This window comes from Flavobacterium soyangense (assembly GCF_015277675.1).
Taxonomy (GTDB): Bacteria; Bacteroidota; Bacteroidia; order Flavobacteriales; family Flavobacteriaceae; genus Flavobacterium; species Flavobacterium soyangense.
Genome location: NZ_JADHEC010000002.1, coordinates 165,454 through 180,924 on the forward strand (window position 1 = coordinate 165,454; position 15,471 = coordinate 180,924).

A 15,471-nucleotide genomic window follows, 5' to 3' on the forward strand; every position below is an offset into this window, starting at 1 on the left:
CTTAATCTATTTTTTCTATTCTAAAACCAACGTCTGTTATTCCTTCTAAGGCTGTTACTCCGGGAACTTTACCGTTTTCCCTAACTGCTTGTTTGATGTGAACTTTATATTTTCCTCTAAATCGTACTTTCTCTTTATAAAACAGTTTGCTTTCTTTTATGTCTGAAAAGCCATCGCCCATTAGCGAACCGTCTGGATTTGCCATTTGGTATTCAAGCGTATCCACTTTTGTAAACCCATTAGGTCTTTCTATTGACACGATCAAAAAGAGATTGTTGAACGGGTAGTCGTTGTTATCTCTCAAAGTTACAAATAAATTGTACCTTTTTGTCGAATCTAATTCAGGCAAATTAAAAGATACAATACTGTCTTTGTGCCAAGTATTCCCCACGGATTTATATTCGTCGAAAACCCTTTTTTTATCACACGAAAAAAAGAGAATTGCAACTAAAAGCAGTAATGCACTATTGCTTATTCTCATTTTTAGTAATAATTATAGGTTTTCTGGCAATTACAGGTTTTTTATCGTTTGCAACATTAGGTTTAGCATTATTATTTGGCTTGTTGTTACTGTTGCTATTGTTATTTGCAACAATTAAATTCTCACCGCCTTTGCGTTTTTTATTTGGCTTTTTCTTTTTCTTTGGTTGGTCAAAACGGGTTAGACTTTCCTGACCCATTGCATTATTAAAGTGTTGTTCCGGTTCCTGAACAATAACTATTGCATAATCCTCGAGTGAAGCTACTTTGTTTTTTAGCTTGTTTTCAGCAACAATTTCTCTGACTTGTTCAATTTTTAAAACGTGCCAATTGGCAAAATCATTAGTATAAGCAAACCACATCAAACCTTTGAAAATATCCTGTTTTTGGCAAATTGCGTCGCCTTTTTCAGTTACTAATTTGGTGTCAAAATCAGGAAATCCTTTTAAGGCGTCCATATAAGTATCAAGCTCATAATTCAGACAGCATTTTAATTTCCCGCATTGTCCCGCCAGTTTTTGTGGGTTTAAAGATAGTTGTTGGTAACGTGCTGCTGAGGTGTTTACGCTTCTGAAATCAGTTAGCCAAGTGGAACAACACAACTCTCTGCCGCAAGATCCAATTCCGCCCAAACGAGCTGCTTCTTGACGAAGACCCACTTGTTTCATCTCGACTCTGGTACTGAATTCTTTAGCAAAATCTTTGATTAACAGCCTAAAATCGACCCTGTCATTTGCAGTGTAGTAAAAGGTTGCTTTTGAGCCATCTCCTTGAAATTCGATGTCAGAAATTTTCATTTCCAGTTTTTGGGAAATTGCTAATTCACGTGCTCGAACCTTCATTGGTTCTTCCTTATCTCTTGCCGCAGACCAAATATCAATATCTCTTTGAGAAGCTTTTCTGTACACTTTAGGAACATCTGCACTGGTGTGATTTACTCCTTTTTTCTTCATTTGGATTTTTACCAATTCGCCTGTCAGTGTCACAATTCCTATGTCATGTCCAGGTGAAGCTTCGGTAGCGACGATGTCTCCAATGCTTAGGGTAAGTTTTTCAGTATTTCGATAAAATTCTTTTCTTCCATTTTTGAAACGTATTTCAACACAGTCAAATGGAGTTTCACCATTAGGTAAACTCATATTTGAAAGCCAGTCAAAAACCGTTAATTTATTGCAGCTATCGGTGCCGCAAGTCCCATTATTTTTACAACCCTTTGGCGCACCGCCATCAGAAGTTGAACAACTTGTACATGCCATAATTATATATGTAGTGTTGTGACGGGCACAACTTAAGTTCTTAAAACGTTTATTTTGTAAAGATAGTATTTTTTAGTTTTAAGTTACAAGGTTTGAAAATGCCAAAAAATCATAAAAATATACTAAAAAAAGGCGTTAAATTGAATTTTTGGGTAGATAATAAAAAGTTTGGATTGAGTAAATTTCTACGTTTCCTTAACCGAAATTATCTTCACCGGGCAGGCTTTTGCCGCCAATTCACATTTTTCAACAATGGTATGGTCGTATGATTTTAAAGTAAAAAAACCTTTGGCGTTTACACTTTTAATCAAAACTGATTTTCCGTCTTTCTTGGACATTTGAAATTGAACTGGTGCCATTTCAACACAATAATTGCAGCCGATGCATTTGGCTCTTTGAAGGGTTACAATGATCATTAGGCTTCCACAATTTTATATAATTTGTCGGACATTCGAATGCGGAAAGGCAATTTAAAAGTGCAATTATCGCCTTTTGTAGCTTTATCTGAAACCACATCGTTGACGTACATTTCCTCTATAATCATTTCCTGTGCGCCAGTACTTGGTCCCGTAATCAGGACTTTATCACCCGTTTTTATGTCGTAAGCTTCAATCTTGAATTCTCCAACGGTCGCTTTTGGGAAATAATGAGTTGCTTTCCCCACATATACTTTTTTCTGCGTCGCCATCGAACCCGAAACATCACTCCATTCGCCCAATTCTTGTCCCAAATAATATCCTGACCAAAAACCACGGTTGTAAACCGTACCCAGCGCCTCCATCCAATTCACAATTTTTTCTTTCGAAAACGTGCCTTCATAATAACTGTCAATTGCATCACGATAAGTTTTAATTACCGTTGCCACATATTCCGGAGCGCGACCACGTCCTTCGATTTTTAAAACTTGAATTCCGGAATCAATCACTTGGTCAAGGAAATCTAAAGTGCATAAATCTTTTGGTGACAACAAATATTCATTGTCAACTTCAATTTCGAAACCTGTTTCCTGGTCGGTTAGCGTGTATTTCTTGCGGCAATTTTGCTTGCAGGCTCCACGGTTAGCCGATGAATTATCAGAATGCAAACTCAAATAGCATTTTCCTGAAACTGCCATACATAAAGCTCCGTGGCCAAAAATTTCAATTTCCACCAATTTCCCATTTGGACCTTTAATATCTTCTTTGATGATTTGCTCTGTAATATTTTTTACTTGGCGCAAACTCAATTCCCGACTCAAAACCATTGTGTCGGCAAATAAGCTATAGAATTTTATGGTTTCGATATTGGTGATATTCAATTGGGTCGAAATGTGGACTTCCATCCCAATGGCTCTCGCCATCGCAATCACGGCTTGGTCTGAAGCAATGACTGCGGTTATATTTGCTTCCTTGGCTTTGGCCAATAATGTTTTTACGACCGATAAATCGTGATCGTAAATGATAGTATTTAAAGTAAGGTATGTTCTTATTTTTTTGGCTTCACATCGACGGGCAATTTCTTTTAAATCATCCATCGTGAAATTTACGGTTGCTCTGGCTCGCATATTCAATTGTTCTACACCAAAGTAAACCGAATCAGCATTATTGTCAATTGCTGCCTGTAGCGACTCGAAGTTTCCGGCCGGAGCCATTAATTCAATTTTTTGAATCATTTTATCTTTTTTAGCAGCCTCTGTCAAAGTTTTGGGATTTGACGAAGATTCATTTTCGGAAACTGTTTTTTTAAAAGTCAGAGCATCTGATTTTCCTTTTTTGAAAATTTTATTTCCATTTTTAATGCCTCTGCGAATGTCTTTTTGTTCCTCTTCCGAAAGATGAATGACCTCCATACATTCTGGTGAACAACAACCTTCCATAGCTGTTTTGCATTCCTCGCATTGGATAAAAAGCAAGTGGCAACCCTCGTTCACACAATTCGTATGCACGTCGCAAGGTTTTCCGCATTGATGGCATTGGGATACAATATCATCCGTGATTCTTTCGCCCAAGCGATGGTCAAACACAAAGTTTTTTCCAATGAATTTGCTTTCCAATCCTTCGGCTTTGACTTGTCGCGTGTATTCTATGATTCCGCCTTCGAGTTGATAGACGTTTTCGAAACCTTTGTGTTTGAAATAGGCGCTGGCTTTTTCGCATCGAATGCCGCCGGTACAATACATCAAAAGGTTTTTGTCTTGTTTGTGTTCAGAAAGTTGGTTTTCAATAATAGGTAAACTTTCTCTGAAAGTGTCTACATCGGGTTTTATGGCACTGGTAAAATGCCCAATTTCACTTTCGTAATGATTGCGCATATCGACCACAATTGTGTTGGGATCTTCAAGTAAATCGTTGAATTCCTTGGCTTTGAGATGAATTCCAATGTTGGTTACATCGAAAGTTTCGTCTTCAAGCCCGTCAGCAACAATCTTGTCACGGACTTTTATGGTAAGTTTCAAAAAGGAATAATCATCATGTTCGACGGCAATATTCAACCGAATGCCTTTCATAAAAGCGTATTTTTCGATAGTGTCTTTGAAAGCATAGAAATTATCTGCCGGAAGCGATAACTGGGCGTTAATTCCTTCATTGGCAACATAAATTCTTCCTAAAACATCGAGAGGATTCCAAGCAAGAAATAATTCATTCCTGAATTGAGTAGGGTTTTGTAAATGCGCATAAGCATAGAAAGACAGCGTGAGTCGTTGTTTTCCTGCATCATCAATCATGATGGCTCGCTCTTCTGCGCTTAATGTGTTGTACAGTTGCATGCTATAAACAGTTAAGTTGAGAAAAATAGTTGCACAAAGGTAGAATGTTTACCGCAAAGGCGCAAGGTTTTTATAAAGTTCACAGATTTATTAAAAGCAAAAAGCACTAAATTAATAGTGCTTTTTGTAAAATGTGATCTAAAAATATTAGCAATACTCGTTGAAAGCGTCTTTCAAGTTATCAGCAATTAATTCAGCAGCACGACCTTCAATATGGTGACGCTCTAGCATATGAACTAGTTCGCCATCTTTGAACAAGGCAATACTTGGTGAAGAAGGAGGAAAAGGAAACATAAATCCTCTTGCAGCATCAACAGCTTCTTTGTCAACTCCTGCAAAAACGGTCACTAAATGATCTGGTTTTTTAGCATTGTCCAAACTCATTTTTGATCCCGGACGTGCATTTCTGGCAGCACAACCACAAACGGAGTTGACAACCACAAGTGTTGTCCCTGTTGCTTTCATTGCGTTTTCAACTTCTTCGGCAGTGTATAATTCTTGAAAACCTACAGATGTTAATTCTTCCTGCATTGGTTTTACCATTTCTTCTGGATACATATTTTTTTATTTAAGGATTAATGTTTGAAAGTTACAAAGTTACGAAGTTTAAAACCAACAAGTTTATTTAAGGATAAAGTTTTTTTATAGTTTCATAATCACAAATAATCAGCAAAGTTTAAAATATTTAGGTTAGTCTAAAAATATTATTTGGTTAACAAAAAATCAGTACATTTGTTTCAAATACTGTTTTTATGAGCAAATCATTAGAAGAAGTTAACCAATCGGTTGCTACGCAAAATAAGACATCAACTTTTAGAAAAATCCTAGCTTTTTTCGGACCGGCTTATTTGATTAGTGTGGGATATATGGATCCGGGAAACTGGGCGACTGATATTGCCGGCGGAAGCCAGTTTGGTTATGCCTTGCTTTGGGTTTTATTGATGAGCAACTTGATGGCGTTGCTCTTGCAAAGTTTGAGTGCTCGCCTGGGAATTGTCACACAACGTGACCTAGCACAAGCTTCTCGTGAAACTTATTCGCCTTTTATTAATTACATTCTTTATTTTCTTGCTGAAATTGCCATCGCTGCCTGCGACCTCGCCGAAGTATTGGGAATGGCAATCGGAATTAATTTGTTGTTTGGAATCCCGTTGATTGAAGCGGTGATGATTACAGTTTTGGACACTTTTTTATTACTGTTTCTCATCAATAAAGGAATCCGAAAAATGGAAGCTTTTATCATTGCATTGGTCTTGATAATTGGGATTTCTTTTGTTTTCGAAATGTTTTTCGCCCAACCCGAAATGGGAAAAGTGATTTATGGTTTAATTCCTTCAATGCCTAATTCTGCAGCTTTATACATTGCCATTGGGATTATTGGGGCCACGGTTATGCCACACAATTTATACCTGCATTCTTCACTTGTTCAAACCCGAAAATTCGACCGAAGCGTTGCAGGAATCAAGCAAGCATTAAAATATAATTTAATCGATAGTACGATTGCCCTGAATCTGGCATTCTTTGTAAATGCAGCAATTTTAATATTGGCAGCAGCTACGTTTTACAAAAACGGAATGTTTGAGGTTGCTGAAATTCAAGATGCCTACAAATTTATGGAGCCTATGTTGGGTTCTAAATGGGCGCCAATATTGTTCGCCGTTGCCTTGATTGCCGCAGGTCAAAGTTCTACAATCACCGGAACTTTAGCAGGACAAATTGTTATGGAAGGCTATTTAAATTTAAGAATTCAACCATGGGTTCGAAGAATAATCACCCGATTAATTGCCATCATTCCGGCAGTAATTGTAATCACGATTTTTGGCGAAAGCGTGACAGGAAAACTCTTGATTTTAAGCCAAGTGATTTTGAGTTTGCAATTAGGATTTGCCATAATTCCGTTGATTCATTTTGTAAGTGACAAGTCTAAAATGAAAGGTTTTCATATTAGCAAAACTACCCAAATTATTTCCTGGATTGTTGCCTTGATTATTGTTTCGCTTAATGTTAAACTTGTTTTTGATGAAATTTTAGGCTGGCTAGAAACTTCTGAAAGTCCAATTTTATTATGGATGACGGTTGTTCCGCTGGCAATTGGATTTTTGATTTTGCTTTTGTATATTGTCTTCAAACCTTTTATTACCAAAGCAAAACAGGAAATTCAAAATCATTCGCCACACAATCTAAACCTGCAATTTTTCAAAAGAGGAACTTACAATAAAAAGAGAATTGCTGTTTCGGTCGATTTCTCTTCGGCAGATGAGGTTGCCATAAATCACGCCTTTGAATTGGGTGGAATGGAAGCAAAATACACCTTGATTCACGTTGTAGAAACCGTTGGAGCGATGGTTTATGGGAAGAACATTGAAGACCACGAAACCTTAATTGATGCAAAATTATTGGCAGAATACAAGGAAATGCTTTCGAAAAAAGGATTTAAGATAAAAACTAAATTAGGTTTTGGCAAACCAAACAATGTTATTCCAGAAATTATCAATAAAGGGAAATTTGATGTATTGGTAATGGGAACTCACGGTCACACAGGCTTCAAGGACTTGATTTTTGGAACTACCGTCGACAAGTTGAGACATAAAATTTCGATTCCGTTGTTTATTGTAAAAATTTAAAATTTAACCGCAAAGGAAACTAAGAAATCTCAAAGGACACAAAGTTTTTGTGAAAAGTTAAGTCAATTATTTTCAAAGTAACAGAGATTTTATTGCACTCTAAAAAGCCGAAGGTTTTTAACTTTGCGAACTTAAATTTATAAACAAAAGAAAAGGACTTTGCGTCTTTGCGGTAAAACTTTCATTATAAATACTTTCCAAAATTTTTAATCTTCAATCAAAAATTCTATGACTTTTTCAGAAGAAAATTATCTCAAGACCATCTATCATCTTACAAATCTTTCCGATTCAGAAGTTAGCACGAATGCGATTGCCGAAATGATAGAAACCAAAGCCTCTTCTGTAACGGATATGCTAAGGAAATTATCCGAAAAGGATTTAGTGAATTACAAAAAATACCAAGGTGTTTCGCTAACCGAAAAAGGAAATTTAATTGCCAAAATGATTGTAAGAAAACACCGTTTGTGGGAAGTTTTTTTAGTGAAAAAATTAGATTTTCCTTGGGATGAGGTACACGATATTGCCGAACAATTAGAACACATAAAATCCGAAGAACTTATCAATAAATTGGATGATTTCCTAGGGAACCCAACCGAAGATCCTCACGGTGATCCTATCCCTGATGCTCAAGGAAGAATGGTTAAAACGGACAAACAATTGCTTTCTGATTTAGCGGTAAATCAAATTGGGATTTGTGTAGGGGTAAAAGATTCTTCGGCAGATTTCTTGAAATACCTGGATAAACAAGAAATTGCTTTGGGTTCAAAAATCGAAATTATCTCCAAAGAAACTTTCGATTTGTCAATAAAAATAAAAGTGTACACTAAAGAATTAACTATTTCGAATAAAATTGCAAGCAATCTTTTTGTCAAAGTTGCTTATTGACAATTACAATCATCACCGCAGTTTTTATCGGTTTTTTTCTTTTTGAAAAAGAATTTTCGAAATAAAAAAGCAATTGCAAATGCTAGAGTTATATAGGTTAAAATGTCTTGAATCATACTATTTATTTTAAAATTTGGTAAGCGATTAATGCAACAATATAGGCAAAACTACTCATAAAAACCAATTGGCCCATAGGCCACTTCCAACTGTTCGTCTCCTTTTTTGTAACGGCCAAAGTGCTTGCGCATTGCATCGCAAAAGCATAAAACAAGAGCAAGGAAATTCCGGAAGCAAAATTAAATATTTTATCACCGGTTTCGTGGTTAGCCTCTTCTTTCATTTTGCTTCTGATGGTTTCATCGTTTTTGCCATCGCCTCCAACACTATAAATAGTGGCTAATGTTCCCACAAAAACTTCTCTTGCGGCAAATGAACTGATAATTGCAACGCCAATTTTCCAATCGTAACCCAAAGGAGAAATCAAGGGTTCTATGGTTTTTCCCATTATACCAATATAGGAATGTTCTAATTTGTAGGACGCTAATTTGTTGTCAAAGGCTCGTTTTGTTAAACTGCTGTTCTCTGTTTTTGAATGAAGGATTTCTTCGGCATTTTTGAATTTTTCGCTTGGGCTATAAGAAGCCAAAAACCATAAAACTACTGATATTGCCAGGATGATTTTTCCTGCTCCAAAGACAAAAGCTTTGGTTTTTTCGATAACAGTTATCCCCACGTTTTTGAACATTGGCAACTTGTAATTGGGCATTTCGACCACAAAGAAAGTTTTGCAATTCAATTTTAGGACTTTGTTGAGGATATAAGCCGAAAGTATTGCCATTGAAAAACCAAGAAAATACAACAACATCAGTGTCAATCCTTGTAAGTTTAGAAATCCAAAAACAAATTTGTCAGGAATTACTAATCCAATGATAATGGCATAAACAGGCAATCTAGCGGAACAAGTGGTAAATGGTGTAACCAAAATTGTGATTAATCTTTCTTTCCAGTTTTCGATATTTCTTGTGGCCATAATCGCCGGAATAGCGCAAGCAGTTCCTGAAATTAGCGGAACCACACTTTTGCCGGAAAGTCCAAATTTGCGCATAATTTTGTCCATCAAAAACACTACACGACTCATATAACCGCTTTCTTCGAGAACAGAAATGAACAAGAACAGAAAAGTGATTTGGGGAATAAACATCAAAATGCCGCCAACTCCAGGGATAATTCCTTGTGCGATTAAATTTGTAAAAGTGCCTGGAGGCAAATTTTGGCTTGCCGCAGCACTCAGACCGGCAAAAATACGGTCAATAAAATCCATAGGAATTTTTGACCATTCGAAAATCGATTGAAAAATTCCAAATAATACAGCAAAGAAAATCATATAACCCCAAAATTTATGTGTGAGGACACGATCCAGTTTACTTCTGAAATCTGTAGCGGAAGCGGAATCTATTTTTTGACCTATTTTTAGCGTATTATTTATAAATTGATAGCGCTTGATGGTTTCTTTTTGTTGCAGTCTTTTTAACTCAGAATCTGATTTTGTAAACGAATTGTGTTCGAGTGCTTTCCTGTTCAAATCCACAAAATTTACATCTTGTGTAATAACCAACCAAAGTTTATATAAGGACTGGTTTGGAAACGTTTTTCGGAGATTGTCAAAATAAACATCGTCGATAGAAGATGCATTCAAACACGGTTCTGTCGAAATGGTTTTGTATGTTGTAATTAATTTTTTTAATTCTTCAATTCCAATGTTTTTTCGGGAACTTACCAGTGCAATTTTCGTTTTTAACTTTTCTTCTAAAAATGGAATGTCCAGCGAAATTCCTTTCAGTTTCATTCTGTCAATCATATTGATGACTAGAATGGTTGGAATTTCTAAGTCTTTTATTTGGGTAAAAAGCAATAAATTACGCTTTAAATTTTCTACTTCAGAAACCAAAACAATTACATCGGGAAAGAGTTTGTCTTTTTTGTTGAGCAAAAGATCAATCACCACACTTTCATCGGCAGAACTGGCATTCAAACTGTATGTTCCCGGTAAATCGATTACGTTTGCATTGATATTTGTGGATAATTTGCAAAAACCGACTTTCTTTTCGACTGTAATTCCTGGATAATTTCCTACTTGTTGGTTTAAACCCGTAAGTTGGTTAAAAACCGAAGTTTTTCCCACGTTTGGATTCCCAATTAAAGCGACATTGATATTTTGCTTGCTCATTTTGAGTTATTTTTTAATAATATCAACCTCAATTTCACGAGCAGTTTCGATGCGAATGGCCAGATGCGAACCATTTATATCCAAATATAAGGGATCGCCTAAAGGTGCGATTTGAAGCAATTCGACCGTATTTCCGGGCAAACAACCCATTTCCAATAATTTTAATGGAATGATGTCAGCATCAAAATCTATGATGACGGCTTTATCCCCTTTTTTTAAACTGGCAATCGTATTTTTCAATTTCTTATTTAGATTGATTTTAGATTACAAAAGTACAGTAAAAAAAAGAATATAAAATGACAATTATCAGGTTTACTATTTCTCGTCTTCCAAAAGCCAATTAATATCTTCGATTAGCCTATGAATTTCTTCTTTTTTGGTTCCGTCATAAAAACCACGAACCCTTTTTTTGGAGTCAACAAGCACAAAATTTTCGGTGTGAACCATATCGTAAAGTTCGTCTGGTTTACCTTGTTTTACTGCCAAAAAAGATTTTCTTGCCATGATGTAAATCGCTTTTTTGTCGCCGGTTACCAAGTTCCATTTGCTGTCATTCACGCCATTTATTCTTGCATATTCCTTCAAAACCGAAACACTGTCAATTTCAGGCAAAACCGTAAAGGAAAGCAACTTTACTTTTGGATTATCCAGAAACGCTTTTTGCACATCGACTAAATTCGTTGTCATTTTTGGGCAAATGGATTTGCAGGTGGTGAAGAAAAAATCGGCAACATAAATTTTGCCTTCATAGTCTTTTTGGGTAATGGTTTTTCCGTTTTGATTGGTAAACGAAAAGTCAGCAATTACATGTTTATTGGCAACATATTGAACCGTCGTGTCCACTAATTCTGGGTTTACATCCGATGGATTGAAAATTGGTAAAGTTTTCGTTGGTTTCAAAGCAAAATAAAACAACGAAATTGTGATGGCAGAAAACACCAACAAAATACTAAAGAATTTCCGATATTTATAGAAAAAGGATTTCATAAAAAATAATTTGGTGCAAAAGTACAAAAAGGACTCTCGTTTTGAATTAAAGGATTGTTGTTTTGAATAAATATTAACATTTTAATTCAAATTTTATAGATAGTTTTGTGATAATAACCAAATCATCAAAATAAATGAAATTACACATAAGAAAACGATTAGTTTTTGTGATTCCTGTAATGATTGGCTTCTCGTCAATTTTTGCACAAACTGTTCCTGAAAATAATATACAAGGAATAGTGCTTTCAAATATGGAGCTGTCAGTTAAACCCAATGAAGATTTTTATAAATTCGTAAATGGAGGTTGGCTTAAAAATACTGAAATCCCTGCAGACAAAACCCGTTGGGGGACGTATGATGAATTACGTCAAAAAACAGACATCGATGCATTGAATATTCTAAAAGAAGCAGCAACTAATCCAAAATACAAATCAAATACCGATCAAGGAAAAGCTGTAAATCTCTACAAATCCATTTTGGATACCGTAGGAAGAAACAAAAAAGGGTTATCTCCGCTTAAACCGTATTTAGCAAAAATAAATGCGGTAAAAAATGTTAAGGATTTGCAGGCTTTGTTAATTGAGATGGATCCTATTGGTGGCATAGGATTTATGAGTGTTGGAATTGATGGCGATGCCAAAAACAGCAATAGAAATGTGATTTATGTTAGTCCAGGAAGCTTAGGCTTGCCAGACCGTGATTACTATGTTTCTGACGACAAGGATTCTAAAGAAAAAAGAGATAAATACGTTTTACACGTTGCCAGAATGTTACAGTTTTTAGGTGAAAAACCAAAGAAAGCAAAATCTGAAGCTGACAAAATTTTAGCATTAGAAACAACGATGTCTCAGCCAAGATTTGATAGAGTGGAAAGACGAGATCGCCGAAAATCATACAACCTGATGACGGTTTCTGATTTGCAAAAACTAACGCCATCTATAGATTGGAATACTTATTTGACAAACATTGGTTTGAAAAACGCAGATTCCTTGATTGTTTCGCAACCCAAATATATGGTTGCCTTAGAAGCTATTTTCAAAGAAAACAAAGTCGAGGATTGGAAAGCCTACATGCGTTGGACTTTGCTAAATAGATCAACATCAAAATTATCGACAATTGTTGAAACTGCGAATTGGGAATTTTATGGCAAAACGTTGACTGGAGCTATCAAACAAAGACCTCGTGACGAATCTGCATTGCAAGTAATTAATGGAACCATTGGCGAAGCACTTGGAAAATTATATGTTGAGAAAAAATTCCCGCCAGAAGCCAAGGCGAAAGCAGAAAAAATGATTAAGAATATTTTTCTCGCCTTCGAAAATCGTATTAATAATTTGACTTGGATGTCTGCCGAAACCAAGATAAAAGCTATTGAAAAATTACATAAAATAAAAGCAAAAATTGGGTATCCTGACAAATGGAAAGATTATTCTACTCTTACTTTAAAAAGTCCAGAGGAAGGCGGATCCTATTTTGAAAACATGAAAAACATAAGTCTTTGGAGTTTTAAAGAAGATTTAGATAAACTCAAAAAACCTGTAGACAAAACAGAATGGGCAGTAGCACCACAAATAGTAAATGCTTTTTATAACCCATCATTTAACGAGATTACGTTTCCAGCAGGAGTTCTTCAACCACCATTTTACAATTATCAAGCAGATGAGGCCATAAATTATGGCTCAATAGGATGTACAATTGGTCACGAAGTTTCCCACGCTTTTGATGATTCAGGTTCTCGTTATGATTCAGATGGGAATTTAAATAATTGGTGGACAGCTGAAGATTTAAAACAATTTACAGTTTTAACTGGCGCACTTGCAGATCAATATTCTGCAATAGAACCCTTGCCGGGAATTCATGTTGACGGAAAATTTACATTGGGTGAAAACATAGGAGATTTAGGAGGAGTAAATGTTTCTTTTGATGGATTGCAATTGTTTTTAAAAGATAATGGACGACCAGAATTAATTAATGGTTACAATCCGGAACAACGGTTTTATATTTCATGGACTACAAAATGGCGGTCACAAATACGTGATGAAGCTTTGAAAAACCAATTGAAAACAGATCCACATTCACCAGGAATGTATCGGGCGTATGTTCCTTTGCAAAATGTTGATGCTTTTTATAAAGCCTTCAACATCAAACCGGGAGACGGAATGTATGTTGCTCCAGAAAAAAGAGTGAAAATCTGGTAATTAATAAAAGTTAGTATAAAAATTCCCAAGCTCCTACTTGGGAATTTTTATTTATATTTTAGCTTTTCGCATCGAATAATTAACCATATATAAACCGCACAATGTGACTGCACCTCCTATCGCAATTGACATTGTAAGTTGTTCGCCAAAGATTATTGCACCTAATAACACCGCAATAATAGGATTGATGTAAGCATAAATACTACTTATATGTGCTGGTAGATTTTGAAGCGCATAAATAAATGCGATAAAAGTTAGCACAGAACCAAAAATAACTAAATAACCTATTGATAGCCAAGATATCAGCGGGATTGAACTCAAACTCACCGATATTCCTGTCGCGCCATTGAATGCAAAAATGAAAAGACTCGATAAGAACATTTGTATTCCTAAACTAAAATAGGGATTAAAACTAGCCGCTTTTTTCTTGGTGTATAAAGTTCCAAAAGCCCAGGTTATTGTTGCGATTATAGATAATATTATTCCAAATCTAAAATCAGGAATCAAGAAATCACTCAAATGATTGTAGAAAATCACGCAAACACCACCAAAACTTGTTATTAGTCCAAAAAAGGCTAATCGTGCTAATTTTTCACCTCGAAAAAGGCTAATAATAACAACCCATAAAGGAACAAGAGCACCAATAATTGCTCCCAAACCGCTACTGATATATTTCACGCCCCAAGTGCTCAGACCATTGCTCAAAACAAAATTAAGCACACTTAAAATGACAATTGTTTTCCATTGTTTGCCTTTTGGCCAAGGGGTTTTTTTAAACAAAAAGTAACATAAATAAAGAGAACCACCAATGAATTGCCGAATGCCGGCAAGTTGTAAAGCGGGCATATGTTTCACGCCTTCTTTTGATGCAATCCAGGTTGTCCCCCAAAAAAAGCAGACAAAACACAAGGCAATTATGGGCAAACCTATTGAGTTTACTTTAGTTGAAACAGCATTTTTTATTTTGGCTTTCACTTTATAAATTTGGTTTTGCGAATGTGTATCCCAAAACATTTTCGATTTTTGAACTCAAAATTGTTTTCCCAAAAGTAGGGTTTTCATAATTAAATTCGGGCTGAACCAAGATCAAATCTTTGGCTTTTTGTGTGTAATATTCTTTTCGGCTGGGATGAAAAGGAGTTACGGCGTTAAAGGTTTCGTTCCAAGAATTTTGTCGAATAATTTCCAGAATGATACCAATGCAATCGTCTTGATGAATCAAATTTATGGGTGCTTCCGGGTTTTCAATATTTTTTCGCCCTGCGAGAAAATGTATCGGATGTCGGTCTTCGCCAATCAATCCTCCAAAGCGCAGAATGGTAGTTTTAAAGTTGGAATTGCTTTGCAAAAGTTGCTCGACTTCTACCAATTGTCTGCCACTTTCCGTTTCCGGATTAGGTTTTGTTTCCTCTGTCACACTGAGCGCCTTCGAAGTGTCGCCATAAACCGATGTTGAACTGATGAAAAGCACATTTTCGATTTCGGATTTTTCTATAAATGGGATGAAGGTTTCGATTTTTCCAACAAAATCTTCTTTAGAGTTTCCTCTTAATTTTGGAGGAATATCAATAATCAAGGTTTTGCTTCCTTGCAGAAATGTTTCAATGCTTCCTAAAATAGTATTGCTTTCAAGGGCAATCAAAAAAGGCTGAATTCCCAGATTTTCTAAAATAGAAAGTTTTTCGTTTGATGTAGTCGAACCATTTACGGAAAACCCTTTTTTCAGCAAGGCTTTCGCCAAAGGCAAACCCAACCAACCGCAACCAAGAATACTAATTTGTGTCATTTGTGAAAAAATAGAGTGGACAAAAGTAGTTTAAAAAATGGAGTAAAATGGTAGGTATTTATTCGAAATTATTTATGGTTTTAACTAAAATTTGCTTTATTAGGAAGTGTTTGTAACGTCAGTTCGTCTAAAAACCCTCAAACGAACTCAATTTTGTTAATCAGCGCGTAAATATATGTGATTTAAACTACAATTAAAGTTCTTTGTTGAAAAACGGATTGTTCTTTCTTAAAATAAAACAAGGCATAAAAAGCTTTAAAAATCGCTTTTATAGTCCCAAAA

General features: G+C 35.7%; 13 protein-coding genes and 1 pseudogene. 3 read left to right on the forward strand and 11 right to left on the reverse strand.

The genetic code is table 11. From position 1 onward, the window contains the following. Window position 1 precedes the first annotated feature (1 nt). The 6 genes and pseudogenes from IR213_RS01795 to IR213_RS01820 all read right to left on the reverse strand — a co-directional run bounded on the left by IR213_RS01795 (window position 2) and on the right by IR213_RS01820 (window position 5,040). Window positions 2-481 (reverse strand): gliding motility lipoprotein GldH, encoded by a 480-nt coding sequence (locus tag IR213_RS01795; protein ID WP_194310595.1) that lies wholly within the window; start codon window positions 479-481, stop codon window positions 2-4. Then, on the reverse strand, window positions 465-1,736 hold the full coding sequence (locus IR213_RS01800) for a PSP1 domain-containing protein (RefSeq protein WP_194310596.1): 1,272 nt from the start codon (window positions 1,734-1,736) through the stop codon (window positions 465-467). Before IR213_RS01800 ends, IR213_RS01795 begins: the two co-directional genes overlap by 17 nt. A 185-nt stretch (window positions 1,737-1,921) precedes the next feature. After that, entirely contained in the window at window positions 1,922-2,152 is a 231-nt protein-coding gene (locus IR213_RS01805) for a ferredoxin (protein ID WP_194310597.1), read from the reverse strand. Continuing rightward, entirely contained in the window at window positions 2,152-3,387 is a 1,236-nt protein-coding gene (locus tag IR213_RS01810; protein WP_194310615.1) for a peptidase U32 family protein, read from the reverse strand. Before IR213_RS01810 ends, IR213_RS01805 begins: the two co-directional genes overlap by 1 nt. A 68-nt stretch (window positions 3,388-3,455) precedes the next feature. Next, window positions 3,456-4,482, reverse strand: a pseudogene (gene trhO / locus IR213_RS01815) (oxygen-dependent tRNA uridine(34) hydroxylase TrhO); the annotation flags it as partial. Between the two features lie 147 nt (window positions 4,483-4,629). Further along, window positions 4,630-5,040 (reverse strand): BrxA/BrxB family bacilliredoxin, encoded by a 411-nt coding sequence (locus IR213_RS01820; RefSeq protein ID WP_194310598.1) that lies wholly within the window; start codon window positions 5,038-5,040, stop codon window positions 4,630-4,632. 194 nt (window positions 5,041-5,234) lie between these two features. Here IR213_RS01820 and IR213_RS01825 point away from each other — a divergent pair, with 194 nt between their 5' ends. Further along, complete coding sequence (locus IR213_RS01825; RefSeq protein WP_194310599.1) at window positions 5,235-7,106, forward strand: Nramp family divalent metal transporter; 1,872 nt, start codon at window positions 5,235-5,237, stop codon at window positions 7,104-7,106. Window positions 7,107-7,334: 228 nt separating this feature from the next. Then, window positions 7,335-7,991, forward strand: a complete 657-nt coding sequence (locus IR213_RS01830) for a metal-dependent transcriptional regulator (protein ID WP_194310600.1) — start codon at window positions 7,335-7,337, stop codon at window positions 7,989-7,991. A gap of 121 nt (window positions 7,992-8,112) precedes the next feature. On the opposite strand, the gene feoB is transcribed toward IR213_RS01830, so the two are convergent. The 3 genes from feoB to IR213_RS01845 all read right to left on the reverse strand — a co-directional run bounded on the left by feoB (window position 8,113) and on the right by IR213_RS01845 (window position 11,205). Next, complete coding sequence (feoB, locus tag IR213_RS01835) at window positions 8,113-10,218, reverse strand: ferrous iron transport protein B (RefSeq protein ID WP_194310601.1); 2,106 nt, start codon at window positions 10,216-10,218, stop codon at window positions 8,113-8,115. Between the two features lie 6 nt (window positions 10,219-10,224). Continuing rightward, window positions 10,225-10,458: a FeoA family protein gene (locus IR213_RS01840; RefSeq protein WP_194310602.1), complete on the reverse strand. Its 234-nt coding sequence runs from the start codon at window positions 10,456-10,458 to the stop codon at window positions 10,225-10,227. A gap of 75 nt (window positions 10,459-10,533) precedes the next feature. After that, window positions 10,534-11,205, reverse strand: a complete 672-nt coding sequence (locus tag IR213_RS01845) for an SCO family protein (RefSeq protein WP_194310603.1) — start codon at window positions 11,203-11,205, stop codon at window positions 10,534-10,536. A gap of 134 nt (window positions 11,206-11,339) precedes the next feature. Here IR213_RS01845 and IR213_RS01850 point away from each other — a divergent pair, with 134 nt between their 5' ends. Continuing rightward, on the forward strand, window positions 11,340-13,403 hold the full coding sequence (locus IR213_RS01850; protein WP_194310604.1) for a M13 family metallopeptidase: 2,064 nt from the start codon (window positions 11,340-11,342) through the stop codon (window positions 13,401-13,403). Between the two features lie 51 nt (window positions 13,404-13,454). Here IR213_RS01850 and IR213_RS01855 read toward each other — a convergent pair whose 3' ends face one another. Together IR213_RS01855 and IR213_RS01860 are read right to left on the reverse strand one after the other, a co-directional pair. Beyond that, a complete protein-coding gene (locus IR213_RS01855) occupies window positions 13,455-14,417 on the reverse strand; it encodes a DMT family transporter (RefSeq protein WP_194310605.1) in 963 nt (320 codons plus the stop codon). Then, window positions 14,380-15,189, reverse strand: coding sequence for an SDR family oxidoreductase (locus IR213_RS01860; RefSeq protein WP_194310606.1), 810 nt, complete (start codon window positions 15,187-15,189; stop codon window positions 14,380-14,382). Before IR213_RS01860 ends, IR213_RS01855 begins: the two co-directional genes overlap by 38 nt. Window positions 15,190-15,471 lie beyond the last annotated feature (282 nt).